Origin of the sequence: Butyricimonas sp. Marseille-P3923, assembly GCF_900184685.1 — a bacterium.
Lineage (GTDB): Bacteria > Bacteroidota > Bacteroidia > Bacteroidales > Marinifilaceae > Butyricimonas > Butyricimonas muris.
This window is the reverse complement of the sequence record NZ_FXXL01000006.1, coordinates 46,485-72,043: the sequence shown is the minus strand read 5'-3', so window position 1 is coordinate 72,043 and position 25,559 is coordinate 46,485. Positions and strand designations below refer to the sequence as shown.

Here is a 25,559-nt window from a genome sequence, read left to right as displayed (position 1 = left end):
GTTGGCAGGTTACAAGTTAGTATTTGATTTGTAACCTGCTAATTTGTTGTTTATGAAATCTGTGGAAATATTTTGCGGGGTAGACGTCAGAATGCAGACTTATTGGCTACTTTTGTCAAAAAATAGAATAGTCATTATAATATAAGAATATGAAAAAGTTTGTATTGTTTTTATTTGTTTTGGTCTTTGCTGCCTGTGCAGGTGTTTGTGCGCAAGATACGGTGAAGCAGGATACCGTGAAACCTGAAGGGTATAAGTTTACGGACATTAAGAGATTGCCCGCTACTTCCGTGAAAGATCAGTTCCGTGCCGGCACTTGTTGGTCGTGGTCTACGGCTTCTTTTCTGGAGTCGGAGATGATGCGACAGGGAAAAGATTCGGTTAATCTTTCGGCTATTTATTTCGTGAAACATGCTTACAGTGACAAGGCGGAGAAGTACGTGCGTTTGCATGGCGTGTTGAATTTTGCCGTGGGTGGTGCTTCGTCGGATGTAATTAACATGGCGAAGAAGTACGGGATTGTGCCTCTTGAGGTGTTCAAGGGTTTGAATTACGGGGAGCCGAATCATGTGTTCGGGGAGATTGACGCCGTGTTGAAAGCGTACGTGGAAGCGGTGGTCGAGAATAGAAATAAACGTTTGAGTACGGCTTGGAAGAAAGGGTTTGATGCAATTTTGGACGTTTATCTTGGTGAAGAGCCCGAGAAGTTCGAGTACAAGGGAAAAGAGTACACACCCCGGACTTTTGCCGACGAGGTGGTGGGGTTGAACATGGACGATTACGTGAATCTGACCTCGTTCACGCACCATCCTTTTTACACGGAGTTTGCCTTGGAGGTGGAAGACAATTGGTCGTGGGATAAGGCTTACAATATCCCGCTCAACGAGTTGATGCGGGTGATGGAGAGTGCGATTGATAACGGGTACACTTTCGTTTGGGGTGCTGACGTGAGTGAGAAAGGATTTGCAACGAAGGATGCCGGGGTGGCGGTGGTGCCCTCGACCGACACGAGAGAGATGACCGGGGCTGAAATTGCCAAATGGGAGAAATTGCCTAAAGAACAACAGACGTTGGATGCTTTCAAGCTGGCTCCGGCTCCCGAGAAAAAGATTACCCAAGAGATGCGGCAGGAAGAATTCGACCGTTACCTGACGACCGACGACCATGGTATGCACGTTATCGGCAAGGCGATGGACCAGAACGGTACACCTTATTTTATCGTGAAGAACTCGTGGAACAAGTACAATCGGTTCGGCGGGTATTTCTACGTTTCTTATCCTTATATGGCGTTGAAGACGATGGATATTCTGGTACACAAGAGTGCGATTCCGAAGGACATCAGAAAGAAGTTAGGAATTTAATGTAAGTTTATTATAAATGAAACCGCCTCGTGATGGGGCGGTTTCGTTATTTATGAAAGAAAAGAATTGTTTTATTTCTTTGGATTTTTATACCAATCCCCGTATTTTGTAGGTTCTTTGACCCAATTTAAGAAATCGGGATAGAATATGTTTATTTTCACGGATTCATCCGGAACTACATAGTCCGTGATGGGAAGGTCGATGGCGAACGGGTAGGGATTTGTTTCATCACCCACATAATATTTAGGACCAATAGCATTTCCTTCTTTGTCAATACCACTCCGGTCATCATATCGTCCGAAATCATTTGTAATGTCCGCTAGTTTGGTCGGCGGGTAATTTGTGAGATGTATTTCCCGTCGGGGAAGTGAGGTTACGGGGTTTCCTGTTTTGCTTCTACTGACGCAAATAAATGGATTGTAGAATTTATTCTTCTGAATATCATCCACTTTTACTCCTGCTGACGCAGCGAGTTTGATTGTCAACGTGATTTCTCCGTTATTCTTGGCTTGTCCCAAATCATCGAAGAGGATAAATGTTGCTTTATCTTGCTCTTTTTCCATTCCTTTGGCATCAAGCTGGGCTGAAGAGGTATTGTTGTTTGTCATTTTTACCTCGTCCACGTATGTTTGGGGTAGGTCAATCTGGTACCCGAATGCACTTTGGATTTTACCCCCTTCATGGTAAGGGGTAAAAGAGTTTTGGATTTCAAGGATGTTATTGTCTTTGTCAAAGGTGTAACTTCTCTTGTAGGTGATTACCACGTCGTTCATATCGTAATCCCCTTTATTAGGCCACAAGTCCTCGAATGCTAATGTACCGACGGTTTCACCACTTGTTTCGGGGTCGAAAGGCACTTCGGGGTCGGTGGTCGGTTTATTGGGATCATAGATAGCCTCGTCCGGAGTTGCCTCCACGTAGAAGAGAATATCTTTGTAATCTTTATCACCTCCGTCTTCAATGCCAAGAATCGTTTTTTTGCTTTCCTTGTCATATATGCTTATGCAACTTTTTATCTTTCCTTCATTAAATTCGTCATTCGAGAACCAAGTGCCTTTCTTCGGGTTGTAATTAACCTTACAATTGTAACCATAGTCCTCAAATCCGTTTGCAAGTAAGAACCAGCCGATAGTTGTTCCTTGCGGGAATGTTTCACTTCCTTCACTTTTCCCGTCTTCACCATAATACATCAGTTTGATTCTATCACCTCCCCATAAAGTTCCTCCGGGACGGCTGTATTCAGTACAACTTGGAAAAGCTAAATATTTGGGTAAAGCGTTAAATTCTTCTGCAGTTAGTTCTTTTTTTGAGTTATAATAGTAATACCCCATTGCATTACGATACTCTCCCTTCCCGTCCAAGAAAATAAGTTTTATGCTGGCATTTTCTATTACTTTGATGTTTACAACGTCAGAAGATCTCACGTATTTAGAATTATCGATTCCTTCTAATGTATTTTGGATTCGATTCAATAATCCTTCCGGAATATCATATTCTTTCAACAAATAGTTCGGTATTCCATTTTTTTGAAAATAATCACCATTACTCCATGTGCCGAGAGGGGCAGAAATATTATATGGATTATCTCCTCCCGCACGGGAAAGTGATACGTTTTTAGCAAGAGTGGTTGCTGCTTTGGCTCCAGAGGACTGTTGTTGTTCTCTATATTCTTTCATATTGAACCGGATGCCGCTCTCGCCGACTTCCAATTCCACGCATTCAGGTAAACCGATGTATTCGGAATAAAGATAAACTTTATCTGTTGCCGTGGGTAAACTGATAGAACCCGTGTATTGACAATCGTCGTTCGTGTAAACTTTGAATGGTGCGTTTACCCCTTCTTTTTTCTTGCTTACGCCATTTTCAGTAACGATAGGGTTTTCTGTATAGATTTCGAATACGGCTTTGTAGCCTTTTATTCCGTAATCGATATCCAGTGATTTTTCTGCACGAGTCAAATAGTCAGAATTATTACTTTTCGACTCGTCTTTATTGGGGTCATAAACGTCTTTTTTACATCCCCCAAATACTAGTGCACCAATAAATAGGTAAAGCACATACACGCTCTTGTTGATTTTCATCCTCTTTTGGCTTTTAATGTTTATGCAAAGTTATATATAAAAACACTAAAGTGTATCTATATAGCTATAATTTAAACAGATTTAATATGTAGTGAGAACGGTGAATCCTTTTTATGGGATTTGAGTACTGTGTTTACGCTATTATTTTGTTTCGTATTTATTTTTTATTCTTCGGGTGTTGTATCTTTGCGATAAACAAATGATGGATGATTATGCGTAAACCTCAAGTATTGATTGGTGCGGCGACTTCCGGTAGTGGGAAGACGACTTTCACGTTGGGATTATTGCGATTGTTGAGGAACAAGGGAATGAAAGTGCAGCCGTTCAAATGTGGTCCGGATTATATTGACACGAAACATCACGCGATGGCTGCCGGGGAGGAGGCTGTCAATCTGGATACTTTTATGGCTTCGGCGGAACACGTGCGGCAAATCTATTCCCGTTACGGGACGGGGGCTGATGCCTGCGTGACGGAGGGAGTTATGGGATTGTTTGACGGGTATGACAAGATGAGGGGAAGTAGTGCCGAGATTGCCGGGGTGCTGGGGATTCCCGTGGTGCTGGTGTTGAACGCCAAGTCGACGGCTTATTCCGTGGCGCCCGTGTTACATGGGTTCAAGCATTTTTACCCGGGGATTCGTGTTGTCGGAGCTATCTTTAATTTCGTGGCGTCGGAGTCGCATTACGCTTACCTGCGGGGGGCTTGCGAGGATGTTGGGATTGAAGCTCTGGGGTATATCCCCAAGGATGAAGGGATTGTGATTCCTTCCCGTCATTTGGGGTTGTCGATTGACGGGAGTTGCTGTTTTGACGAGTTTGCCAATCGGGTGGCGGAGGTGATGGCTAAAACCGTGAACGTGGAGCGGTTGCTGGAGATTTGTACGACGGATTTCCCGGCATGTGGCGTGAACGGGGACGCGGAACGGGGAGAGATGAAGATTGCGGTTGCGCGGGATGAGGCTTTTAATTTCATGTACCGGGAGAATATCGGGGCTTTGGAGCGTGAGGGGGAGGTCGTGTTTTTTAGCCCGTTGCATGATACCGTGTTGCCGGAAGCCGATTTGATTTATTTGCCGGGCGGGTATCCCGAGTTGTTTCTTGCCGAATTAAGCGGAAATGAAGAGATGAAACAGGCTCTTCGTGCTTATTGCGAGGCGGGAGGGCGTGTGCTGGCGGAGTGTGGGGGAATGATGTATTTGTGTGAATCTATTGCCGGAACGGATGGTGTCGCTTATCCCATGGTCGGGGTTTTGAGTCGGGAAGCGACCATGGAACCCATGAAGTTGAAGCTGGGGTACCGGGAAGTGGTCTTGAACGGTAAGGCGATTCGGGGGCATGAGTTTCATTATTCCCGCGTGAAACCGGGGACGGAAGAGGTGGCTCGCGTGGGAGAAGTGTACAATGCTAAAGGGGGAAGGGTGGATACACCTGTTTACCGTTACAAAAATGTAATAGCGAGTTACGTCCATTTTTACTGGGGGGAGTGCGGGATGGAACGATTGTTGAATATGGCGTTACGGGATTCGGAATGACAATTTGTCCCGCGGCGGGTATTTTTGACAGGGGGCGTCGCGTGGCATATGTTTTGTTCGGGTTTATTCGGAGAATAGAATAAACTTTAAATAAAAGAGATATGATGAAAGAGAATTTAGTGAAAGCGTTTAACGCTCAGGTGAATGCCGAGATGTGGTCTTCTAACTTGTATTTGTCAATGTCCGTGTATTTCGCCCAGAGTGGGTATCCCGGGATGGCATCATGGATGAAAGCACAGTCTAAAGAGGAGTTGGAGCACGCTTACGAGATGATTGATTTCGTGATTAAACGCGGTGGAAATATCGAGATTGGGCAAATCGACGTGGTGCCCGCGGCATGGGGGACGCCGTTGGAGGTGTTCGAGCATGTTTATGAACACGAGTGCCATGTTTCTAAATTGATTGATGATTTGCTGGATGTCGCTATCAAGGAAGGTGATAAAGCTGCCCAGAATTTTATCAATGGATTCGTGAACGAACAAGTGGAAGAGGAAGATACCGCGCAAACAATCGTGGAGCGTCTTCGGAAATTGGACGGGCACAATCTCGTGTATATGGACGATAAGTTGGGGGGACGGAAATAAATTAATGGAGGTGTGTCGGAACACACCTCCGGTTCATAAAGTTTATAAAGTTCGTAAAGTTGAGCCTTCGGCTCTTAAAGTCTGCGATGGTGTGTTGCGACACACCATCTTTATATGATGGAATAAATAGTGCAAATCAGTAAGACGGTAACGAGGCACACGGTTTGATTGACGCGGGCGGCTCGTTTGTAATCCCTGCCGGATAGTTCCCGGTCGTTGCTGCCGATATAGGGTTTTTCGACGAGGATACCGTGGTAGATGTTGGGTCCGCCGAAGCGGCAATTCAAGATGCCTGCCATCGCCGATTCGGGGTAGCCGGAATTGGGACTGGCGTGTTGCCGGGCGTATTTTCGAATGAAGCTGAAAATGCCTTTTCGATAGCCGGATAAGGCCATTAGGAGAGCTGTTAATCGGGCGGGGATGTAATTCAAAATGTCGTCGAGATGCGCGGAACAACAGCCGAAGTCCTTGTAACGGGCATCTTTATACCCGAGCATGGAATCGAGGGTGTTTACCATCTTGTACATCATCATGGCGGGAAAGCCGCCCAAGGCGTAGAAGAATAGCGGTGCGACGACTCCGTCGCTGAGGTTCTCCGCCATCGTTTCTAGTACGGCAGTGTATATCTTTTTCGGGGGCAATTGACGGGTGTCGCGTCCCACTATCCATGAAAGGCGTTTTCTTCCGGCTTCCAATCCTCGCGTTTCGAGCGTGCGAATCACTTCCCCGCCTTCTTGAATAAGGCTATGGTTTGCCAGACCGTAGAAGACGAAAACGGAGGCAACGATGTAATAGACGGCGGGATGAATGAGCCAAGAACCCCACGCGAGTACTCCCCCCGTGCAGAGGGTGGCGAGAGGCAACCCGATAGCGATGAAGCAACCTTTGGTTTTCCGACGGCTCCCTTTGTTTAAATGTCGTTCGCACCAAGCGATGATATTCCCGAAAGCCACGATGGGATGGGGCAACTTTCTCGGGTCACCGAAAAGTAAATCGAGCAGGTACCCGATGACGAGGGGAACGATTATAATTGAAAATTGAAAATTGAAAATTGAAAATGAATTCATTTTAATTCTAAATTTTTTAGCGCGTTCACGAGCATTTGGTTTTTCTCTTCGGAGAGGGTGTTTATCCGGAAGTAGTGTTCATCCAATCCGCGGAAGTTGGAGGCGTCCCGGATTAGAATCCCGTGTTGTTCGATGAGATGTTGTTTCAGTTGCCTCGTGTCGAATTTCGTGTGCACGAGGAAGAATGAAGTACCTGAATTCAACGGGATGAAACCGGGAAGGTTGTCGAGTTGGTTGACGAATTGTTGTTTTCGTTTCATCAGTCGGCTCGTGTCGGGGAGTAGGTATTTCCCGTTTTTAAGTAAGAATTTACCGACCTCGATAGCCAGCGAATTGACGCTCCACGGGGATTTGAAAGCCCGGATGCGTTCTATCAAGGCTTCATTTCCCAGCATGTAGCCCAAGCGTAAGCCGGGGATGGCGAAATTCTTGGTCATGGAATGTATTATCAATAGATTCGGGTAGCGGGACAATAGCGGTTCGCTGGTTTCTGCTGTCGGGGCGAAGTTGATGAATGATTCATCCACGACAAGCGTCATGTCCGGGAATTGTTGCAGGATATATTCTATTTGTTCTCGCGTCCAGATGTACCCGTTCGGGTTGTTCGGGTTACAGATAAACATCAAATCTCCCGCGATGGGTTGGAAGTTTTCCAAAGGGATGAATGAGAGTTGGTGGTTGTATAATGTACAAGCGTCTTCGTATTCACTGAAGGAAGGTACCGGTAGTATCGTTTTCGCCCCCTCGAAAGCGTGGGCGATGAGGTAAAACAGTTCGGTTGCACCGTTCCCGGCAATCACGTTGCGCGGTGTCAGGTTGTGGCTGTTTGCCACCTCGTTTACAAAGGATTCGGCAGCGGGTTCCGGGTAATGGAATATCGTGTCGATTTGTGTCTTGAGGACGGAGCGGATGATATCCTCGTCTGCGTCGTACCATACATTCGTGGAGAAATTGGCTTTAATATTTATTCCTGTCTGAAACAGGTCGTCACCATGTCCGTTTAGCATTGTTATTTGGTTTTAAGTGTGGAATATATATAGTCCATGTCAACACACGCTCGCACGTGCCGGGCTAGTTTGTCATATTGTTGTTCCTTGAACTCGGCGTAGTCGAATGTTGTAGGCGAGGCTTGGGTTAGACCTGTTGCCAAGTCATTCAGTACGACGTTGTTGTCCAAAATGCCGTGAAGGTAAGTGCCCCAGCATTTGTCGCTGAGCAGGTAGCCGTCCGCCTGTCCGTCGGGTAGCCGGTTGAGAGGCGATGCGGATGCCCCGTCGAGCAGGACGGTGCGTCCCATGTGGATTTCGTACCCTTGGCAAGTTTCCGGGTAATCGCGGAAGTTGAATTGGCGTTGTCGTGTGACTTTCTCCGGTTCCATGACCGTGACGAGTGGGAGGATACCCAAGCCCGGTATGGCGGGTATGTCGCCTTCAATCTGGTCGGGGTCCTCGATGCGGGCGCCCAGCATTTGGTAGCCGCCGCAGATGCCGATTACTTTTTTCCCGTCTTTGTGGGCACGAATGATTGCCTCAGCGATGCCGTTTGCCCGGATATTCTGTAAATCCGCTATTGTGTTTTTGGTGCCGGGCAGGATGATGATATCGGCTTTACGGATTTCGTCCGTGTTGTTCGTGTAATAAGCGTGGAATCGCTCATCTCTTTCCAGTACGTTGAAATCAGTGAAGTTGGACATCCTTTTCAACAGCACGATAGCGACGTTGATTTTCCCGCTTTCCGCTTTCACGTGTTTGGTTTCCAAGGAAACGGAGTCTTCCTCCTCGATATAGATATCCCGGAAGTAAGGGATGACCCCGACGACGGGTATGCCTGTCAATTCGTGCAGTAGGCGACGTCCTTCGTCGAAAAGGGAGCTGTCCCCCCGGAACTTGTTGATGATGATTCCTTTCATTTGGCGTTTTTCTTCTTCCGACAGTAGGGCGATGGAACCGTAGACGGAACCGAAGACGCCGCCCCGGTCGATATCTGCGACCAAATAGGTGGCGGCATCGGTGCGCAGTGCCATGCGCATGTTGGTGATATCCCGTTCCCGGAGATTCAATTCGGATATGCTGCCGGCTCCTTCCAGTACTATCGGGTTGTACCGGGCACGCAAACGCTCGTAAGCGGCATAGGCTTCGTTGAATAATCCGGCTTTGTTGTCGGACATGAAGTATGCTTTCGCGGACATGTTGCCGACGGGCTTCCCGTTTACTACCACTTGCGAGTTTTGGTCATTCGTGGGTTTCAGTAGCACGGGATTCATGTCGCTTTCCGGGGCTATACCGCACGCTTCCGCCTGTACGGCTTGGGCTCGTCCTATTTCCAACCCGTCGGGGGTGGAGAAAGAGTTCAAGGACATGTTTTGTGCCTTGAAGGGGGCGGGATGATAACCGTCCTGCTTGAATATACGGCAAAATGCCGTGTTGATGATGCTTTTTCCCGCGTCCGAGCAGGTACCGACAAACATGATAGAGCGAAGAAACATGTGTTAATTTTAGATTTTAAATTTTAGATTTTAGATTCCAGCCGCACGAACCGACGCTTATTCCGTGATTCTTTTCATTTTCAATTTTCAACTTTCAATTTTCAATTGCTTTTTTTCTTGTAAAGAAAGGCTTTCCATTTTTCCTCTTCCGAGCCTTCTTTATCCATATCCCAGCGTGCCATGGTGAAAAGCAAATCGGACAGGCGATTCATGAAGCGAAGGATGAGAGGGGGAACTTCATCCGTGCGGTTTAGTGTCCATAAACGTCTTTCGGCTCTCCGTGCGATGGTGCGTGCCACGTGGCATTGGGCGGAAATCATTGTTCCACCCGGTAACACGAAATGTGTAGAGGGGTGTTGCATCTCGTTATTCATCCGGTCAATTTGTTGCTCGCAAAATGTATCCAGAGCCTCCGGGAGTTTGTTCGGGTTCTGTGCCCGGATAGCGGAAGGGGTTGCCACTTGTGACATGACGGTCATCAACGAGCGTTGAAGGTACGCTAATACTTCTTGGCGTTCGTCCTCTTTGTTCAAAAGAGCCCGGATGACCCCCAACGACGCGTTCAGTTCGTCGAGCGTTCCGTTTGCCTCGATGCGGATGTCATCTTTATCTACCCGGCTACCCCCGTGTATTCCGGTGGTTCCTTTATCTCCTCCTTTCGTGTATATCCTCATAATAATTGAAAATTGAAAGTTGAAAATTGAAAATGGGGATTTCCAATTCTCGATTATTGTTTATATTTTATAATAGACACGGGTTGTGTTTTCCATGATAGGGAGGTCTATCATGTCGATAGGGTGTTTCCCTTCAAGGTACGCGATGATAGCCCGGTTGAATGCCCCGTGACCGATGGCAACGATGCGTTGATTCGGGAAGTTTTCTTGCAGGTAATGGATAAAGTTGATGGCACGTTGAAAGAGTGCCTCGACGGATTCCACGCTGGGGGGAAGATGCAGCCAATCGACATCGTTCAATTGCTTCCCGGTATATACACCCCAATCCATTTCCCGTAGTAAGGGAGTTTGCAGGGGTGTTAGTCCGTGACGTTTTGCCACGGCGAGGGCGGTATCATAGCTTCGTGCCAAATCACTGCACACGACAGCGTCAAGTTGTTCATCCTTTAAGTCTTCCGCCAGATTCTCCGCTTGCGCTTTGCCCAAAGGGGAGAGAGTGCCGGGAAGTTGTCCTTGCAGGATATGTTGTTGATTTTCCAGTGTTTCCCCGTGTCGGGAGAGTATAAGTTCAATCATCACTATTTTTTATTATCCACGATACAAAAATAGTAAACAATTTCATTTCTCACGGTATTCCCGGGGTGATTCTACCGTAATACTACCTTTACACGCTTACAACTCTCTTGTTGCACCGTTATTTTGCCCTTTTCCGGTGGAGGTGTAAGCGGGTGAAATGTGGGGTGTAAGCACCATGAGGTAGGATTACCGTGGGATAACCCAAGGATTACAGTTCTTTCTGCATGATAATGACGTCGAAGTCTTCCCCGAATTTATGTCCCACTTTTTCAAGTTGCGCGCAACGTTTAAACCCGTATTTCTCGTGAAACGATATGCTTTGAGGATTCTTGGATGAAATGTCGGCGAGGATTATCCGGATACCCCGTTTTTTCGCGTCGGTTTCCAGTATATCCAGACTCATTTTGCCTGCCCCGGCATGCGTGTAATGGGGGAGGATAAAATAACTGATTTGTGCCGTGTGTTTGAACGTGGGGAATGGGTGATAAGCACTTAAATAGCAGAACCCCGCGATGGCTCCCGTGTCTGAATCTTTTATGGCGTAGGCGGGATAGTCTTGTATTTTCTCCATTATTTTTTCAAAGAAGATGTCCGGCAATCGGGTTTCGGAAAAGGCCGCGAAACTGTTTTCAACGTAGTAATTGAAGATGTCCATAACCTCTTTCTGGTGTGTATTTCCTAGTTTTTCAAATGTGATGTTCATTGTGATTCAGGATATTGGTTTGGTCAAAGTTATAGAAAATATTGTATATTTTTCGGGGTAATACTTTGCTTTTCTTGAAAAAATAGAGAGATTTGTTGTCTTGTTAAGTCTTTCGGTGTTTCCCGGAAGGAAATGAAAAGATGTAATATGGAAAAAAGTGTGCGGTTAAGATATTTATTATTGACATTGGGGATTGTTGTGTTGGGATTGCTTTCCCGGAAGACGAGTATCTGCTCGATTGACTTCGTGAGAATGTATGTCGGGGATGTACTTTGGGCGATGATGGTGTATTTCGGTTGTCGGTTGTTGTTCGTGAGTTTGAAGAAAAGTGTGTCTTTTTGGGGGGCGTTGAGTTTTTCTTACTTGATAGAGGTTAGTCAGTTATATCATGCACCTTGGATAGACTCTATCCGGGCGACGACGTTGGGAGGGTTGGTTTTGGGGTTCGGTTTCCTGTGGAGTGATATCGCGTGCTATACGGTGGGAGTGACTCTTGGATTTTGGGTGGATTCCTTGCCGGGATGGGGGCGAAAATAAATGTTTTATATTTTCCGGAATAATGTTTTGAATTTCTTGAAAAAACAGAGAAATTTGTCGCTATGATGAAAAGAAAACTAATATTGGTTACGGGCGGACAGCGTTCCGGGAAAAGCAGGTACGCGCAAGAATTAGCGTTGCATTTGTCCGAAAACCCGGTTTATCTGGCTACTTCAAGGGTGTGGGACGAGGAATTTAAAGAGCGGGTAAAGCGTCATCAACAAGACCGGGGAGCGCAATGGACGAATCTGGAAGAGGAGAAGTTTATAAGTAAATGTGACGTGCGGGGGAGAGTGGTTGTCATTGATTGTGTGACTTTGTGGAGCACGAATTTCTTTTTTGATAATGATTCGGACGTGGATAAATCGTTGGAAGAGATAAAAGAAGAGTTCGACCGGTTTACCCGGCAAGAGGCGACGTTTATATTCGTGACCAACGAGATTGGGATGGGGGGAATAGCTGTTGAGCCCGTGCAGCGCCGTTTCACGGATTTGCAGGGATGGGTGAACCAGTATATCGGTCGTGCAGCCGATGAGGTGGTGTTGATGGTGTCCGGTATTGCCATGAGAGTGAAGTAAATAAAATATAATTTTTAATTGTATGAGAAGTTTTGTTATAAAAGAAACGGATAAGGCGATTTTGCCTGATTTGATTGATAAGATAAATAATTTGACGAAACCGAAAGGGTCGTTGGGATTGTTGGAGAAGGTTGCGGCTCAAATCGGTTTGATACAGCAAACTCTTTCCCCGGAGTTTAGAAAACCACAGAATATCATTTTTGCCGCTGATCACGGTATCGTGACGGAAGGGGTTAGTTTTTCCGCTCCCGAGGTGACAGCACAGATGATTTCCAATTTCATCAAAGGGGGCGCCGGGGTGAATATGTTTGCCCGTCAACACGGTTTCGGGATTAAGTTGGTGGATTGTGGGGTGAACTGTGATTTCGGACCTATGGAAGGATTGATTGACCGGAAGATTCGGAAGATTACTTCGAATTATTTGCACGAGGCAGCCATGACGGAAGAGGAGTTTGACCGGGCAATAGAGATTGGTGCGGAGATCGTGGATATGGTGTATGCTGAGGGGACGAATGTGGTGAGTTTCGGGGAAATGGGAATCGCGAATACTTCTACTTCTTCCCTGTGGATGACTTATTTGACGGGGATTCCTTTATCGGATTGCGTGGGAGCGGGTAGCGGGTTGTCACGTGAAGGTGTGGAACACAAGTACAATGTCTTGCGTCGCTGCATGGAGAATTACAAGGGTGACGGTTCTGCTAAAGATATTCTTCGTTATTTCGGCGGATTCGAGATGCTGGCTGCCGTGGGAGGAATGCTTCGGGCTGCCGAATTGGGGATGATTATTATCGTGGACGGTTTTATCATGACGAATTGCGTGTTGGCGGGACGGGCTTTGTACCCGGCATTGACGGATTATTGCATCTACGGGCATCAGGGCGACGAGTGCGGTCATAAACTTGTGCTGGATTACCTGAAGGCGGAACCTCTGTTGAATCTCGGTTTACGCTTGGGGGAGGGAACCGGGGCAATCTGTGCTTATCCTTTACTGGTTTCAGCCGTGAACATGATAAACGAAATGGCTTCTTTTAAGTCCGCGGCGGTGACGAAGTACTTTAAATAATTGAAAATTGAAAGTTGAAAATTGAAAATGAGAGTGAATCACGGAATCTGAAATCACAGAATAAGCGTTGGTTCGTGCGGCTGGAATCATAAATCATAAATCATAAATCTAAAATCATAAATTACTATGCGTTCTCTTTTGGCGGCAGTGATGATGTTTACGCGTTTACCATTATGGAGATTGGTCAACGTGGATAAACGCTATTTTGCGGATGTGATTAAGTTCTGGCCGTTGGTGGGATTTTTGACGGGGGCGACAACCGGCGGTGTGCTGTGGTTGGCGGCACAGGTGTTGCCGTTGGGGGTGGCTTGTGTGTTGGCGATTATAGCCAGAATATTATTGACTGGGGCTTTGCACGAGGACGGGTTAGCAGATTTCTTTGACGGCTTTGGGGGAGGAACTTCTAAAGAGAAGATTCTGGCAATTATGAAAGATTCCCATATCGGGTGTTACGGGACCATAGGTTTGGTGCTTTATTTCATGTTGTATTATGTTTTATTATCGAGTTTCGACCCCGCGATGATTTTTCCTATCGTGATAGCCGCCGATTGTTTTTCCAAATTGTGTACAGCGGTAATGATAAACACGTTATCTTATGTCCGCAAGGAAGAAGAGAGTAAAACAAAGGTGATTTACAGTAAGGTACGAATACTTATTTTTGTTCTCGTGGGGGCTATCACGATGATTCCCTTCTTTTTTCTAAAAGATGCGTCATTCTGTTGGGCAGTGGTTCCCGCTATATTGGCGGCTGTTGCTCTACGCTTCTTCTTTAAGGCAAAGATAGGAGGCTATACCGGCGATTGTTGCGGGGCTTCCGTCTTGATTATCGAACAGGTATTTTACTTGGGAGTACTCGTGATCTGGTGTCGCTATCAATTTTTGTTTTAGATTTTCTCATGTATTGTACAACTCGCCGAATAATAAGGTCTTCAATTCTTGAAGATCAAGTTTAAGGATTGATATTTAGTCCTCTATTTTGATTCGGATAATGTGTCCGTCTGTTTGTTGAACTTGCAAGGTGCCGTCTTCTCCGATTGGGTAGACGGTTTTGTACTTGCAGGGAACAATCTCTTTTCCGTCCGTGTTGATATAGCCCTCTGTGTTTTGATGCCTGACAATAGCGTGTCCCTCGGGGGTAAATTCTCCGATATAGGTGTACTTGCAAGGAACAAGTTCTTTGCCTTCGCTATCTCGTAAGCCGACCATGAATTCGTCATCCATGACGAGCAGGCGTCCGAGGTTCAGACTTAGCCAATAGATGTCTTTGTATTTACATGGAAGCATGACTTCTCCCCTGATATTGACCATGCCGAAGTGTTTGTTTTGAGACATGCGGTACAGGTTACCTCCCAATTTTCCGACGGATTCGTAAATACAAGAGAGTAATTCGTTGCCCGAACTATCGACAAGCCCGTATTTTTGACTTTTTTTCACGCGAAATAGTCCGTTCCCGAAATCTTGAATATCCTCGTACTCGGCAGGGACGATTTCTCTTCCGGAACGATTCATGTACCCGTATTTCCCGTTTCGTTTGACGGGAGCGGTTTCGTAATTCTGGAAGTCTTCTATCCGATCATATTTACATTCGGTCAGTTCCCTGCCGTCCCCGCTCATAAGCCCGAATTTATTGTCCCGTTCCACGCGTATCAGTTTGCCCTTGAATAGGTTCACTCTCCCGTCGCATAGCGTGAGGGAGGTATATTGGCAGGGAAGAATTTCTTTCCTGTTTATATCGAGAAGTCCATGAAGGGAATCTTGTGTCGTGAGGTATAGAATTGGACCGAATTTACGGATTTTATCGTATTGGCAAGGAAGGATTTCTTTCCCTTTTTTGTTGATGAACCCGAATTTTTGTTCCCGTTTCGCGAGAGCGATACCTGTAGAATCGAACTCTTCGATGTCGTCGTACAGGAAGGGAATAACGGTTTGATCAGTAAGGGTGATATAGCCGTATTTATTCAGTTTTTTCGCTTTGATAATCGTGTCTTCTCCCGGAAATTCGATTTCATCATACAGGCAGGGAATAATTTCTTCGCCGGTAGTCGCGATAATTCCTTGGCAGCGGTTGAAATAGACTTTTGCCACGTTGTTTTGGAAAGATTCTGCGGCATCGTATTTCAACGGGATAACGATATCGCCGGACATATTGATGTACCCGTATTTGCTGCCCATTTTGACTGCCGCCAAACCTTCTTGGAAGTCAAGAGCGTGGTCATATTTGTAGGAAATGATTTCTTCCCCCTTCTCGTTGATGAACCCCCATTTGCCGTTGGCAAGCTGGTGGGCGTATCCCGTGAAGTTGTAATTATTTTGGCATGAACATACAATTACTATGTAACAGACGCTTAGTATAAATAAAATAGAACTTTTCATTGTAGTTAGATTTACTTCTAATCGAATCAAAAATATAAATTAATTGGCAAAATTCTAGCAGGATAGGAAAAAAAAGACGATTTTTACAAAGTGAAAGATTGTATTATGGAAGTAATTTTGGTAAGACATACGAAAGTGAATGTCGTGCCGGGCATGTGTTACGGGAATACGGATGTGGATGTGGCTTCTTCGTTTGAAGAAGAGGCGGAGCGTGTACGGCTGGCATTATTAAAGCATGAGTTTGACGCTATTTATTCGAGTCCTTTGCAAAGGTGTCGTAAACTGGCTCTTTATTGCGGGTACGAGAATATGCTGTTGGACGAGCGGTTGAAAGAATTGAATTTCGGGAGTTGGGAAGGACAGCGTTGGGACGAGATTCAGGATCCCCGGTTGCAGGAGTGGTATGACGATTGGTTAAGTATGCCGGCGGGAGGGGCTGAAAGTTTTTTACAACAATACAACCGGGTTTCAAGTTTCATGGATGATTTGAAAGAAACGAAAAGTCGGAATGTCTGCGTGTTCACTCACGGGGGAACAATCCGGGCGGCATTGATTTATGCCGGGAAGTACAATTTTAATCAAGCTTTCACGGACGATGTGGATTACGGTTCTCAAATCAGGATAACAATATGAGAAATATTGTTATTGTTTTATGCCTGTTATTCACGGTGAATCTTTTTGGTGAACAGAAAGAAAAAGAGGATGAATATATTCTATTGATTAGTTCGTATAGTAGTCGCTATCCTTGGCCGAAGATGATAGAGAATACTTTTCGTGACGAGGTGGGAAGAGTGGAAAGAAGGGTTAAAGTGTATAGCGAGTATCTGAATTGCGACAGGTTTTCTTCCTCTGAAATATGGTTGGAGAGGATGAGGATGATTATTCGGAATCATACTTCCCGTCCTCCTAAAATTGTCGTACTGATAGCCGACGGGGCTTGGATGGCTTACCGGAAAGCCTATTCCGGGGAATGGGGGGATGTAAAAGTACTGCTTGGCGGGGTCAAGGATTGGGGAATGGATTTTGACCGTTATTGTGACAAACAACATTTGTCCGCGAATGATTTCGTGGCAACGGCCGATTTGTGCAAGCGGTATAACGCAACAGGATTGACGGAGCGCATGGGGGTGAATAGGACGATACATATGATGAAACGATTGTTCCCGGATACGAAGAATGTTGCCCTTATCGGGGATAATTGTTTTTACGGGATATTTGCCTCTTTACTTGCCCAGAAGTTTATTTCGGGAGAGCATCCGGAATTGAATTATATACCGTTGGACGGTCGTTTCCTCACGACGGATTCTTTGTTGCGGCGTTTACGGCAATTACCGGAACACACGGGTATCGTGTACGCGTCATGGTTGCAGGATGTTACCGGACAGACGAATGATTTCGAGAGAATGAACGACAACATTCTCTCGCTGGTGGGGCAGCCTGTGTTTTCTCTTTCCGATTGGGGCGGGAAAGGCGACGATTTTATAGGTGGTTATTATTATTCGTCCATGAATTACGGGCAACGGTTAGCCGGAATTGCTGTCGAACTGTTGCATGGGGTTGAACCGGAAGATATACCGTTACACAATGCCAGTGATGATTTCGGGGCGCATCTGAACAAGAGTTTGGTCGTGAAGTATAACTTGGACCCGGCAGTCGTGGGAGAACCGGTGACTTATTTCAACGTTCCTCTTTCTTTCTGGGAAGAGAACAGGAGAGTACTGCTAAATGCGTTGATCGGTTCGTTGGTTTTTGTCTTGGTGGTAATGATCGGTTTCTATTTTTACCGGACAAAGAACTATTTGAAGTGGCAACAGAAGTTAAGCGAGAGTTTGAAGAGTTCTTTGGAGAACCAGCTTCATGTTTCAGAGACACTGGAAACTTTTTTACAGGAGAAAACCGAAGCGGAAGCGGTGAATCAAATGTTGTTGCGGATGTTGGAGGAATATAATGCCGACCGGGCGTATATATTCGAACTGGACCGTTCCGGGCAATATTGTGACAACACGTACGAGATTGTGGCGGAAGGTATTGAACCTCAAAAAGAATACTTGCAACATATACTTTTGGCAAACTCGGGAAATTTTTATTCCATGGTATGGCAGAATGAGTTGCTTGCCGTGGATGATTTAGAGGCTACCCGCGGAAGCATACCGGAGGAGGAATGGCAGATATTGGCGAATCAGGGTATTCAGTCTATTCTCGTGGCTCCTTTGCATTCGAATAATCGTACATGGGGATTCGTGGGGGTCGATTTCGTGCGGGAAAAGAAGGTGTGGACGGAACAGGATAAATTGTATCTCAGCACGTTGTCGCATGTTTTGTGTATCGGCATGTCCCATTATCGTTCGGAAATACTTCAAAAAGAGAGTGAATTGCGTTTCGGTTATCTTTATCGCAATACCTCCTTGGCGATATGCCTTTTTGACACTAAAGGGGTTTTGCAGGAAGTGAACGAGTGTTTCCTCGAGGCGACGGGAATCATGAACAAAAAAGATTTGTTGGGACTATCTCTCTATTCTCTTCGTTTCCTTTCCGATGAGCGTTGGAAAGTGCTGGACGGAACGGGACAATTGGTAATGGATTACGTGTTCTCTCCCAAGGCATGGAAAGAGGCGTACGGGATTTATTCCCGTCGGGTTTCTTCCTGTTATTTCACGGTTCACGTGAAAGAACTGAAAGATGAGGTTGATAATACTCTCGGGTATATGATGGTTTGGATTGATAACACGGTACTGGTGGAGGCGAGGGCGAAGGCCGAAGAGTCCGACCGTTTGAAATCTGCTTTTATTGCCAATATGTCGCACGAGATACGGACTCCCTTGAATGCTATCGTCGGTTTTTCCGAGTTGCTTACCACGGACGAGGAGGTGGAAAAAGAGGAGAGGGACGAGTATATCAAGTTGATACGGACGAACACGGATTTATTGTTGCAGTTGATAAACGATATTCTCGATCTGTCGAAAATTGAAGCCGGAGTGTTGGATTTTGTCCCGGAGAAAGTGGATTTGGAGTTACTTTTGTCGGGCATCGAGGCTTTATACAAGATGAAAGTCAGGGAAAATGTGAATGTTGAGTTTGTGAGTAAACATACCGGATTGCAGTTTTTGTTTGTAGATAAAAACCGGTTGAGTCAAGTGATATGTAATTATTTGAATAATGCCTTGAAATTTACCGCGAAAGGACATATTTATTTCGGGTATGAAGTCCGGGAGAATGACGTGTATTTCTTTGTCGAGGATACAGGTACCGGAATACCGCGGGAGAAACAGGAGTCTATCTTTCAGCGTTTCGTGAAATTGGATTCTTTCAAACAAGGTACGGGACTGGGACTTTCAATATGTTCCACTATCGTGGAGAAATGGAAAGGACAGATTGGTGTAAAATCGGAAGAGGGACTAGGTTCCACGTTCTGGTTTACCGTGCCGAGATTATAGAGAGGAGTGTTCGTATGCGCTATTCTTTGCTTTCTTTTTTTCTGCACGGAGTTTTTTGCGCAATCCTTTCTCGACGGCAAGTACAAGGAAGACGATTAGAAATAGTATCGCAACGTTGAGCCACGTGCGGAAACTGGACTCGTAGAAGTCCGTCATGGCAAATTTAGCGATTGCGGCCAAGATCAATATATACAGACACGTGCGTACATTCCGCAGCTTCTTTTCCGTGGAAGCAATGATGTCATTATCGGAAGATTCCTTTTCTGTTTTCATGACCTTGTGGTTTAGTGCGTAATTATATTTCTGTAAAGGTATGAAATTAATTTTAGATATCAATCACGTGAAATTCACTTATTCCCGTGTGTTGTAGAATTCTCGGTATCTTTCAATTGCATCCTCAAGCAATGCTTTTTCGATTTTCGGTTGACGTTCAAAGAAAGTGGTTTCTATTTTTATCTGACTTTTTTGAGCAATCTTTTTCCAATTCCCGACAATTCTGCCGTTATACAAGATGACGGGATAGAATATGCCATTGTTAGAGAATGCTTTCGGGTGGTGAACGGGGTCTATTACCGTGCCTCGCTCCTTATAGCTGATAAGGTATTCGTCATAGGAAGGCAAGAGATGAAGTTGTGTTCGCGGGGAAAGTGCGTTAGAGCAGGATTCATGCACGTATAACTCGAAAGAGTCGTATTTTTCCACGTGCAACTCCGATTTGATGGTTTCTATCGCTTGTTTGGCTTCCGAGATGAGCAAACCGGACCACCAAGTGAAATCTTCTAGGCTGGCAGGAGAATGGCTTCTGAAATAATAAGTAGCTAATTTAGCCAAAGATTCTTCTTTGTTTAGTTCTTTTACAGGGGGAATGCGTTCTTCCAAGAGAGCGTAAGTCGGTTTTTGTTTCTTATCAACGCCGCTGCAAATGATGCCTTCCGATTCTGAGCGGTTTAAACAATATTTCAAGAATATAGGATCTCCGCTATGGCTCATTTGCACAAGAGTTTTCTCCAGTTCTTCCTTGGTTAGACTCTTACCTTCAAGAATTTTCTCTATGTCCTGTTTACATTTTTGGTATTCTTTCTCGCCGATATTTATTTGGCTACACCATGATTTGAATGCTGCTATATTACGTTGTTTGCATAGTTTCAGCATCCAGCGTAAATCTTCTGCTGCGACAATGTGCCACGTGGGACGCATGACATGGGTGCGGATGATTTCTCCTTTTTGTAGAGCCTCTTCAACGGCAGATAAAGAACCTGATTTTAGTCTTATTCCGATAGCCCATTTTACCATCGGGTAGTTTTGTGCTTGTATCGCACCCATCCATGTCACGAGTTCTTTCGGTGTTTCGAATCGTGAATTTGTCAATTGTTGGCATTGCAGACGGATGTTTGTCAACATATGTGGGTTTGTTAAGTTATAAGGTTTATAAAGTTCATAAAGTTCATAAAGTCTTTACCGCCACAAGCATCTTACTGAAAAAACTTATATACTTTATAAACTTTATAAACCTTATGAACCTTATGAACTTATTCTATCGTTTTACTTCTTCTTTTACGTTCGTTTTCGTCCAAGTAAATCTTGCGAAGACGCATAGCTTTAGGGGTGACTTCCACGTATTCGTCTTCTTTGATATATTCCAGTGCTTCTTCCAAGCTGAATAATACCGGGGGAGCGATGTTCGTTTTCTCGTCCGAACCGCTGGCACGCATATTCGTTAATTTCTTGGATTTGCAGACGTTGATAACAATATCGTCTTGACGTGAACTTTCGCCGATTACTTGTCCGGCATATACTTCGTCGCCCGGGGTAATGAAGAATTTACCTCTATCCTGCAATTTGTTGATCGCATAGGCAAACGAATCTCCTGTTTCCATGGCAATCAGCGACCCGTTGATGCGCATCTCGATATCTCCGGCGTAGGGCTCGAAACCTTTCAGACGATGTGCCATGACAGCTTCTCCCGCGGTAGCGGTCAGCAAGTTGCTTCTTAAACCGATGATGCCTCTGGAAGGGATATCAAAAGTCAGGTGTACCCGTTCGTCACGGTGCTCCATGTTTGTCATAGTTCCTTTGCGGCGGTTGACCATCTCGATGGCCTTGCCGGAAACCTCTTCCGGGAGGTCGATGGTTAATTCTTCCACGGGTTCACATTTCACGCCGTTGATTTCTTTGATGATTACTTTCGGTTGTCCGACTTGTAATTCATAACCTTCGCGACGCATGGTTTCGATCAATACGCTCAAATGAAGAACGCCTCGCCCGAATACAATAAATGAATCGGCTGATTGCCCCGGCTCAATCCGTAAAGCAAGGTTTTTTTCCAATTCCCGGTCTAAACGATCTTTGATATGGCGGGAAGTCACGAATTTTCCGTCCCGTCCGAAGAATGGCGAGTCGTTGATTGTGAACAACATACTCATGGTCGGTTCGTCAATGGCGATGGGAGCAAGAGCTTCCGGGTTCTCGAAGTCCGCGATGGTGTCCCCGATTTCAAAGCCTTCGATTCCCACGAGTGCGCAAATTTCTCCACATTCAACTTCTTCTACTTTTTGTTTGCCCATCCCTTCGAAGGTCATCAGATCTTTAATACGGGTTTTTATTTTGGTGACGCCGTCTCTTTTGCAAAGTGTGACGGGCATACCGGATTTCAACGTGCCCCGGGTTAATTTACCGATGGCAATCCGTCCCACGTATGAAGAATACTCCAAAGAAGTGATTAACATTTGGGGTGTCCCTTCCTGTACTTTCGGGGCGGGAATATCTTTGATGATAGCGTCCAGCAATGAAGTAATGTCTGTTGTCGGTTTGCGCCAATCCGTGGACATCCAACCTTGTTTCGCGCTACCGTAAACAACCGTGAAATCCAATTGTTCTTCGGTGGCATCCAACGAGAACATCAAGTCGAACACTTGCTCGTACACGAAGTCCGGGCGGCAATTTGTTTTGTCAACTTTGTTTACAACTACAATCGGTTTTTTACCTAATGCGAGAGCTTTTTGAAGTACGAAGCGTGTTTGCGGCATCGTTCCCTCGAAAGCATCAACTAACAATAAAACTCCGTCAGCCATATTTAATACCCGCTCCACTTCTCCACCAAAGTCAGCATGTCCGGGGGTATCAATAATATTTATCTTGTAATCTTTGTAATGAACTGAAACGTTCTTTGCCAGAATGGTAATTCCTCTCTCTCTTTCTAAGTCATTGTTGTCAAGGATTAAATCTCCCGTGTTTTCTTTTTCTCTGAAAAGGTTTCCTTGAAAGATCATCTTGTCAACCAAAGTTGTTTTTCCGTGGTCAACGTGTGCGATAATCGCGATGTTTCTAATTTTCTGCATTTTGCTCCTATGGTATTAAATCCAAATAGGGCGCAAAGGTAGTGTTTTTTTCATAGAAAAGGGGCTCATTGAGCCCCTTTTTTTATTCTACCCTGTTGGCACTTCCCAAAACGTTAATGGTTTTGTGCTTGTATAATTCTTTTAAAGCATCTCTTGCCGGTCCCAAATATTTGCGGGGATCGAACTCTGCCGGTTTGTTGGCGAACACTTCGCGAACGGCTGCGGTCATGGCAAGACGACCATCCGAGTCGATATTGATTTTGCAGACAGCGGAAGTGGCTGCTTTACGTAATTGTTCTTCCGGGATACCTACCGCGTCTTTCAACGCACCGCCGTATTTGTTGATCTTGGCAACTTGATCTTGCGGAACGGATGATGAACCGTGAAGAACGATGGGGAATCCGGGGATTCTTCTTTCGATTTCTTCCAGTATGTCAAAACGTAATGGAGGGGGTACTAATATACCGTCAGCGTTGCGGGTACATTGTTCCGGTTTGAATTTGTTCGCCCCGTGAGAGGTACCGATGGAAATAGCTAACGAGTCAACACCCGTTTTCTTCACGAAATCTTCCACTAAGTCCGGGCTGGTGTACACGCTTGCGGCGGCAACCACGTCGTCCTCGATTCCTGCCAATACCCCGAGCTCTCCTTCCACGGTAACGTCATATTTATGAGCGTACTCTACTACTTTTTTGGTGAGTGCCACGTTTTCTTCATACGGGAGGGCTGAACCGTCAATCATCACGGACGAGAAACCCATCTCGATACAGGAAACGCACAATTCGTATGTATCGCCATGGTCAAGGTGAAGACAGATGGGGATATTACATCCTAATTCTTTAGCGTATTCTACCGCTCCTTGTGCCATGTAGCGTAGAAGCGTTTGATTGGCGTATTTACGCGCACCGCTTGATACTTGTAAGATAACAGGTGATTTCGTTTCCACGCAAGCACCGATGATAGCCTGCATTTGCTCCATGTTATTGAAATTGAAAGCCGGGATAGCGTATTTGCCTTCCATTGCTTTCTTGAACATTTCTCTGGAATTAACCAGTCCTAAGTCTTTGTAATTAACCATAGCTGATATGTTGTTTATATTTCGTGCATCAAAGTTATATATTAAAAACAGACTTTCACAAGGAAATGAGAGAAAAATTTCAAACGTTTGCGGAGATTGAAAATTCTTTGAATTTTCAAGTTGCGGGTTGAGCCTACGGCTCTGCAAGTTACAAGTTGCAGAGTCGTAGGTTGAAGTCACACGGACAAAAAAATAGAGTGGTTTACCACTCTATTTCTTGCAGCCCGTGTGACTTCAAATAATCATTCGCCCGGCTGAATTGGTGGTTGCCGAACCAACCGCCCCGGTTTGCCGATAAGGGGGAAGGGTGGACGGATTTTAATACCAGATGACGGTTCGTGTCGATGAAAGCACCTTTACGTTGCGCGTATGAGCCCCAGAGGAAAAACACCAGATTGTCTTTGCGCTCCGCGATGACTCTGATAACGGCGTCCGTGAATGTTTCCCAACCTTTGTTCTGGTGCGAGCCGGCTTGATGTGCCCTCACGGTCAACGTGGCGTTGAGCAGGAGTACTCCTTGTTCTGCCCAGCGTTCCAGATTTCCCGAGGTAGGAATAGGGGTACCCAAGTCGTTTTGTATCTCTTTGAAGATATTTTGCAAAGAGGGTGGTTGCTCGATTCCCTCGGGTACGGAAAAACAAAGCCCGTGTGCCTGTCCGGGCCCATGATAAGGATCTTGTCCTAGAATGACAACCTTTGTCCGGTCGGCAGGACAGTGGTCGAAAGCGTTAAAAATGAGTTTGCCGGGAGGGTATATTTTCGTGGTGCTATATTCTTGTTTCACGAATCGAATCAATTCTGAAAAATAAGGCTTTTCAAATTCATCTTTTAATAATTCCTTCCAAGAGGGCTCGATTTTCACGTCAACCATAACAATTCAATTTTAGATTTAATGATTTAAGATTTTAGATTTCTATCGCATGAGGCGAACGCTTTTCATACAATCGTAAATCTGAAATCATAAATCGTAAATTAGTAAGTTTTTATCTCAAATAATTTCGGCCAGTGTTTTCCGGTAACGTAAATCGTGCCCTTCTTTTCATTGTAAGCGATACCGTTCAACACGTCGTCGTTTTCGTCTAACTTGGCTTTCTCCGCGGGAGTCAGCATATTCGGTAACAATAGTTCTTCTGTTACTTCCCCTGTTTCCGGGTCGATAATCACGATGCGATCCGTGAGCCATTCGTTTGCCCAGATATAACCGTTGATATATTCCAATTCATTCAGGTTGGTGACCGGACCTTTGCTATCGTATACCTCTACTGTTTTTATCACGGTGAACAGTTCCGGGTCTAGGTGATACAATCGGTGTGTCCCGTCGCTCATGACGAGTTTGTCACCCATGGTGGTAAGTCCCCAACCTTCCTGCATGGAATAGTCGAAGGTGGTCAATAACGTGAAGGTTGCCAAATCGTACACGAACGCTTTTTTGGATGTCCACGTGAGTTGATAAATTTTATCCTTGTACACGGTGATTCCTTCCCCGAAATAACGGGCATCCAAGCTCAGGGATGCTAACGTTTTGTTGCTTTCCAAATCAATCTTGCGTAGCGTGGACTGACCTTTTATCCCGGTTCCCTCGTACATGATTCCGTCGATGTAGACCAAACCTTGGGTGGAGGCGTCTGTCGCGTGGTTGTATGTCTTGACTAATTTGTAATTCAGTCTTTTCGGTGCTTTATCCGGTTTCACGATAAATGACTGGGTGGCGACTCCTTGCTTGCTATCCGGGTGGAAGGCGATAATTTTCAGCGTGTTCGTACCGCACTTTTCTTTCGGGAGCTTGAATATGTATTCTTTCGTGGTACTGTCAAGCGTGGCAATCTTTTTCTGGTTAAAAAAAAGGTGTGCCGAGTCGATCTTGTAGCGTTTGTTATTGGCGTACACTATTTTCAACTCTTGGTTAAATTGACAGGTATCACCTTTCATGGGATAGACAAATTGTACGCTTTTCACGTATTTCGGACCCGTGCCGCGTGCTTCTTCCGTGGTGGAAGAAACAGCCGTGTCCCCGGTGTTTTTGGCTTTATTTGTCCCCTGACAGGCAGCAACCAGAAGAATGGATAATAATATGTAATAGTAGCAAGAAGTCATA

General features: G+C 45.4%; 23 protein-coding genes. 9 read left to right on the top strand and 14 right to left on the bottom strand.

The features are described from left to right. The first annotated feature begins 149 nt into the window (after positions 1-149). The gene (locus CS948_RS06260) at positions 150-1,361 is read left to right on the top strand and encodes an aminopeptidase C (RefSeq protein ID WP_099290871.1); all 1,212 of its coding nucleotides are present in this window, start codon (positions 150-152) and stop codon (positions 1,359-1,361) included. Between the two features lie 71 nt (positions 1,362-1,432). Here CS948_RS06260 and CS948_RS06255 read toward each other — a convergent pair whose 3' ends face one another. Then, complete coding sequence (locus CS948_RS06255) at positions 1,433-3,442, bottom strand: LruC domain-containing protein (RefSeq protein ID WP_099290870.1); 2,010 nt, start codon at positions 3,440-3,442, stop codon at positions 1,433-1,435. Between the two features lie 212 nt (positions 3,443-3,654). Here CS948_RS06255 and CS948_RS06250 point away from each other — a divergent pair, with 212 nt between their 5' ends. Together CS948_RS06250 and CS948_RS06245 are read left to right on the top strand one after the other, a co-directional pair. Next, positions 3,655-4,974 carry a cobyrinate a,c-diamide synthase gene (locus CS948_RS06250; protein WP_099291809.1) on the top strand — a complete coding sequence of 440 codons (1,320 nt, stop codon included), beginning with the start codon at positions 3,655-3,657 and terminating at the stop codon, positions 4,972-4,974. Between the two features lie 101 nt (positions 4,975-5,075). Further along, the gene (locus CS948_RS06245) at positions 5,076-5,558 is read left to right on the top strand and encodes a ferritin (RefSeq protein ID WP_099290869.1); all 483 of its coding nucleotides are present in this window, start codon (positions 5,076-5,078) and stop codon (positions 5,556-5,558) included. Between the two features lie 110 nt (positions 5,559-5,668). Here the strand turns inward: CS948_RS06245 and cbiB are convergent, their stop codons facing one another. The 6 genes from cbiB to CS948_RS06215 all read right to left on the bottom strand — a co-directional run bounded on the left by cbiB (position 5,669) and on the right by CS948_RS06215 (position 11,063). Further along, positions 5,669-6,625 carry an adenosylcobinamide-phosphate synthase CbiB gene (cbiB, locus tag CS948_RS06240; protein WP_099290868.1) on the bottom strand — a complete coding sequence of 319 codons (957 nt, stop codon included), beginning with the start codon at positions 6,623-6,625 and terminating at the stop codon, positions 5,669-5,671. Beyond that, entirely contained in the window at positions 6,622-7,632 is a 1,011-nt protein-coding gene (locus CS948_RS06235) for a histidinol-phosphate transaminase (RefSeq protein WP_099290867.1), read from the bottom strand. Before CS948_RS06235 ends, cbiB begins: the two co-directional genes overlap by 4 nt. A 2-nt stretch (positions 7,633-7,634) precedes the next feature. Continuing rightward, positions 7,635-9,110, bottom strand: a complete 1,476-nt coding sequence (locus CS948_RS06230) for a cobyric acid synthase (protein ID WP_099290866.1) — start codon at positions 9,108-9,110, stop codon at positions 7,635-7,637. 101 nt (positions 9,111-9,211) lie between these two features. Then, entirely contained in the window at positions 9,212-9,784 is a 573-nt protein-coding gene (locus tag CS948_RS06225) for a cob(I)yrinic acid a,c-diamide adenosyltransferase (protein ID WP_099290865.1), read from the bottom strand. Between the two features lie 60 nt (positions 9,785-9,844). Beyond that, positions 9,845-10,366, bottom strand: coding sequence for a histidine phosphatase family protein (locus CS948_RS06220; protein WP_099290864.1), 522 nt, complete (start codon positions 10,364-10,366; stop codon positions 9,845-9,847). A gap of 202 nt (positions 10,367-10,568) precedes the next feature. Further along, positions 10,569-11,063 (bottom strand): GNAT family N-acetyltransferase, encoded by a 495-nt coding sequence (locus CS948_RS06215; RefSeq protein WP_099290863.1) that lies wholly within the window; start codon positions 11,061-11,063, stop codon positions 10,569-10,571. 147 nt (positions 11,064-11,210) lie between these two features. Here CS948_RS06215 and CS948_RS06210 point away from each other — a divergent pair, with 147 nt between their 5' ends. The 4 genes from CS948_RS06210 to cobS all read left to right on the top strand — a co-directional run bounded on the left by CS948_RS06210 (position 11,211) and on the right by cobS (position 14,129). Next, positions 11,211-11,600, top strand: a complete 390-nt coding sequence (locus tag CS948_RS06210; RefSeq protein ID WP_176554953.1) for a DUF2809 domain-containing protein — start codon at positions 11,211-11,213, stop codon at positions 11,598-11,600. Between the two features lie 65 nt (positions 11,601-11,665). Further along, complete coding sequence (locus tag CS948_RS06205) at positions 11,666-12,178, top strand: bifunctional adenosylcobinamide kinase/adenosylcobinamide-phosphate guanylyltransferase (RefSeq protein WP_176554952.1); 513 nt, start codon at positions 11,666-11,668, stop codon at positions 12,176-12,178. Between the two features lie 22 nt (positions 12,179-12,200). Then, positions 12,201-13,241: a nicotinate-nucleotide--dimethylbenzimidazole phosphoribosyltransferase gene (gene cobT, locus CS948_RS06200; protein ID WP_099290861.1), complete on the top strand. Its 1,041-nt coding sequence runs from the start codon at positions 12,201-12,203 to the stop codon at positions 13,239-13,241. Between the two features lie 126 nt (positions 13,242-13,367). Beyond that, positions 13,368-14,129 carry an adenosylcobinamide-GDP ribazoletransferase gene (gene cobS / locus CS948_RS06195; protein ID WP_099290860.1) on the top strand — a complete coding sequence of 254 codons (762 nt, stop codon included), beginning with the start codon at positions 13,368-13,370 and terminating at the stop codon, positions 14,127-14,129. Positions 14,130-14,204: 75 nt separating this feature from the next. Here the strand turns inward: cobS and CS948_RS06190 are convergent, their stop codons facing one another. Next, positions 14,205-15,614, bottom strand: coding sequence for a WG repeat-containing protein (locus CS948_RS06190; RefSeq protein ID WP_099290859.1), 1,410 nt, complete (start codon positions 15,612-15,614; stop codon positions 14,205-14,207). A gap of 105 nt (positions 15,615-15,719) precedes the next feature. Between CS948_RS06190 and cobC the strand changes: the two genes are divergently transcribed. Both cobC and CS948_RS06180 read left to right on the top strand, forming a co-directional pair. Beyond that, positions 15,720-16,247: an alpha-ribazole phosphatase gene (gene cobC, locus CS948_RS06185; RefSeq protein WP_099290858.1), complete on the top strand. Its 528-nt coding sequence runs from the start codon at positions 15,720-15,722 to the stop codon at positions 16,245-16,247. Then, the gene (locus tag CS948_RS06180; protein ID WP_141560894.1) at positions 16,244-19,048 is read left to right on the top strand and encodes a GAF domain-containing sensor histidine kinase; all 2,805 of its coding nucleotides are present in this window, start codon (positions 16,244-16,246) and stop codon (positions 19,046-19,048) included. The genes cobC and CS948_RS06180 overlap by 4 nt, the downstream gene beginning before the upstream one ends. On the opposite strand, the gene CS948_RS06175 is transcribed toward CS948_RS06180, so the two are convergent. From CS948_RS06175 to CS948_RS06150, 6 genes are all read right to left on the bottom strand, one after another. Beyond that, positions 19,043-19,321, bottom strand: coding sequence for a hypothetical protein (locus CS948_RS06175; RefSeq protein ID WP_099290857.1), 279 nt, complete (start codon positions 19,319-19,321; stop codon positions 19,043-19,045). The genes CS948_RS06180 and CS948_RS06175 overlap by 6 nt on opposite strands. A 78-nt stretch (positions 19,322-19,399) precedes the next feature. Then, a complete protein-coding gene (locus CS948_RS06170; RefSeq protein ID WP_099290856.1) occupies positions 19,400-20,449 on the bottom strand; it encodes a winged helix DNA-binding domain-containing protein in 1,050 nt (349 codons plus the stop codon). Between the two features lie 128 nt (positions 20,450-20,577). Then, entirely contained in the window at positions 20,578-22,386 is a 1,809-nt protein-coding gene (gene typA, locus CS948_RS06165) for a translational GTPase TypA (RefSeq protein ID WP_099290855.1), read from the bottom strand. Positions 22,387-22,468: 82 nt separating this feature from the next. Next, on the bottom strand, positions 22,469-23,464 hold the full coding sequence (locus CS948_RS06160) for a class II fructose-bisphosphate aldolase (protein ID WP_099290854.1): 996 nt from the start codon (positions 23,462-23,464) through the stop codon (positions 22,469-22,471). Between the two features lie 202 nt (positions 23,465-23,666). Then, positions 23,667-24,335: a uracil-DNA glycosylase gene (ung, locus tag CS948_RS06155; protein ID WP_099290853.1), complete on the bottom strand. Its 669-nt coding sequence runs from the start codon at positions 24,333-24,335 to the stop codon at positions 23,667-23,669. Positions 24,336-24,436: 101 nt separating this feature from the next. Continuing rightward, positions 24,437-25,558, bottom strand: a complete 1,122-nt coding sequence (locus tag CS948_RS06150; RefSeq protein ID WP_255301886.1) for a glutaminyl-peptide cyclotransferase — start codon at positions 25,556-25,558, stop codon at positions 24,437-24,439. Between the last annotated feature and the right edge of the window lies 1 nt (position 25,559).

Bases quoted from the DNA above. Each gene is read 5' to 3' on its own strand.
- CS948_RS06260 (WP_099290871.1), top strand. From the start codon at position 150: ATGAAAAAGTTTGTATTGTTTTTATTTGTTTTGGTCTTTGCTGCCTGT.
- CS948_RS06255 (WP_099290870.1), bottom strand. From the start codon at position 3,442: ATGAAAATCAACAAGAGCGTGTATGTGCTTTACCTATTTATTGGTGCA.
- CS948_RS06250 (WP_099291809.1), top strand. From the start codon at position 3,655: ATGCGTAAACCTCAAGTATTGATTGGTGCGGCGACTTCCGGTAGTGGG.
- CS948_RS06245 (WP_099290869.1), top strand. From the start codon at position 5,076: ATGATGAAAGAGAATTTAGTGAAAGCGTTTAACGCTCAGGTGAATGCC.
- cbiB (WP_099290868.1), bottom strand. From the start codon at position 6,625: ATGAATTCATTTTCAATTTTCAATTTTCAATTTTCAATTATAATCGTT.
- CS948_RS06235 (WP_099290867.1), bottom strand. From the start codon at position 7,632: ATGCTAAACGGACATGGTGACGACCTGTTTCAGACAGGAATAAATATT.
- CS948_RS06230 (WP_099290866.1), bottom strand. From the start codon at position 9,110: ATGTTTCTTCGCTCTATCATGTTTGTCGGTACCTGCTCGGACGCGGGA.
- CS948_RS06225 (WP_099290865.1), bottom strand. From the start codon at position 9,784: ATGAGGATATACACGAAAGGAGGAGATAAAGGAACCACCGGAATACAC.
- CS948_RS06215 (WP_099290863.1), bottom strand. From the start codon at position 11,063: ATGAACATCACATTTGAAAAACTAGGAAATACACACCAGAAAGAGGTT.
- CS948_RS06210 (WP_176554953.1), top strand. From the start codon at position 11,211: ATGGAAAAAAGTGTGCGGTTAAGATATTTATTATTGACATTGGGGATT.
- CS948_RS06205 (WP_176554952.1), top strand. From the start codon at position 11,666: ATGAAAAGAAAACTAATATTGGTTACGGGCGGACAGCGTTCCGGGAAA.
- cobT (WP_099290861.1), top strand. From the start codon at position 12,201: ATGAGAAGTTTTGTTATAAAAGAAACGGATAAGGCGATTTTGCCTGAT.
- cobS (WP_099290860.1), top strand. From the start codon at position 13,368: ATGCGTTCTCTTTTGGCGGCAGTGATGATGTTTACGCGTTTACCATTA.
- CS948_RS06190 (WP_099290859.1), bottom strand. From the start codon at position 15,614: ATGAAAAGTTCTATTTTATTTATACTAAGCGTCTGTTACATAGTAATT.
- cobC (WP_099290858.1), top strand. From the start codon at position 15,720: ATGGAAGTAATTTTGGTAAGACATACGAAAGTGAATGTCGTGCCGGGC.
- CS948_RS06180 (WP_141560894.1), top strand. From the start codon at position 16,244: ATGAGAAATATTGTTATTGTTTTATGCCTGTTATTCACGGTGAATCTT.
- CS948_RS06175 (WP_099290857.1), bottom strand. From the start codon at position 19,321: ATGAAAACAGAAAAGGAATCTTCCGATAATGACATCATTGCTTCCACG.
- CS948_RS06170 (WP_099290856.1), bottom strand. From the start codon at position 20,449: ATGTTGACAAACATCCGTCTGCAATGCCAACAATTGACAAATTCACGA.
- typA (WP_099290855.1), bottom strand. From the start codon at position 22,386: ATGCAGAAAATTAGAAACATCGCGATTATCGCACACGTTGACCACGGA.
- CS948_RS06160 (WP_099290854.1), bottom strand. From the start codon at position 23,464: ATGGTTAATTACAAAGACTTAGGACTGGTTAATTCCAGAGAAATGTTC.
- ung (WP_099290853.1), bottom strand. From the start codon at position 24,335: ATGGTTGACGTGAAAATCGAGCCCTCTTGGAAGGAATTATTAAAAGAT.
- CS948_RS06150 (WP_255301886.1), bottom strand. From the start codon at position 25,558: ATGACTTCTTGCTACTATTACATATTATTATCCATTCTTCTGGTTGCT.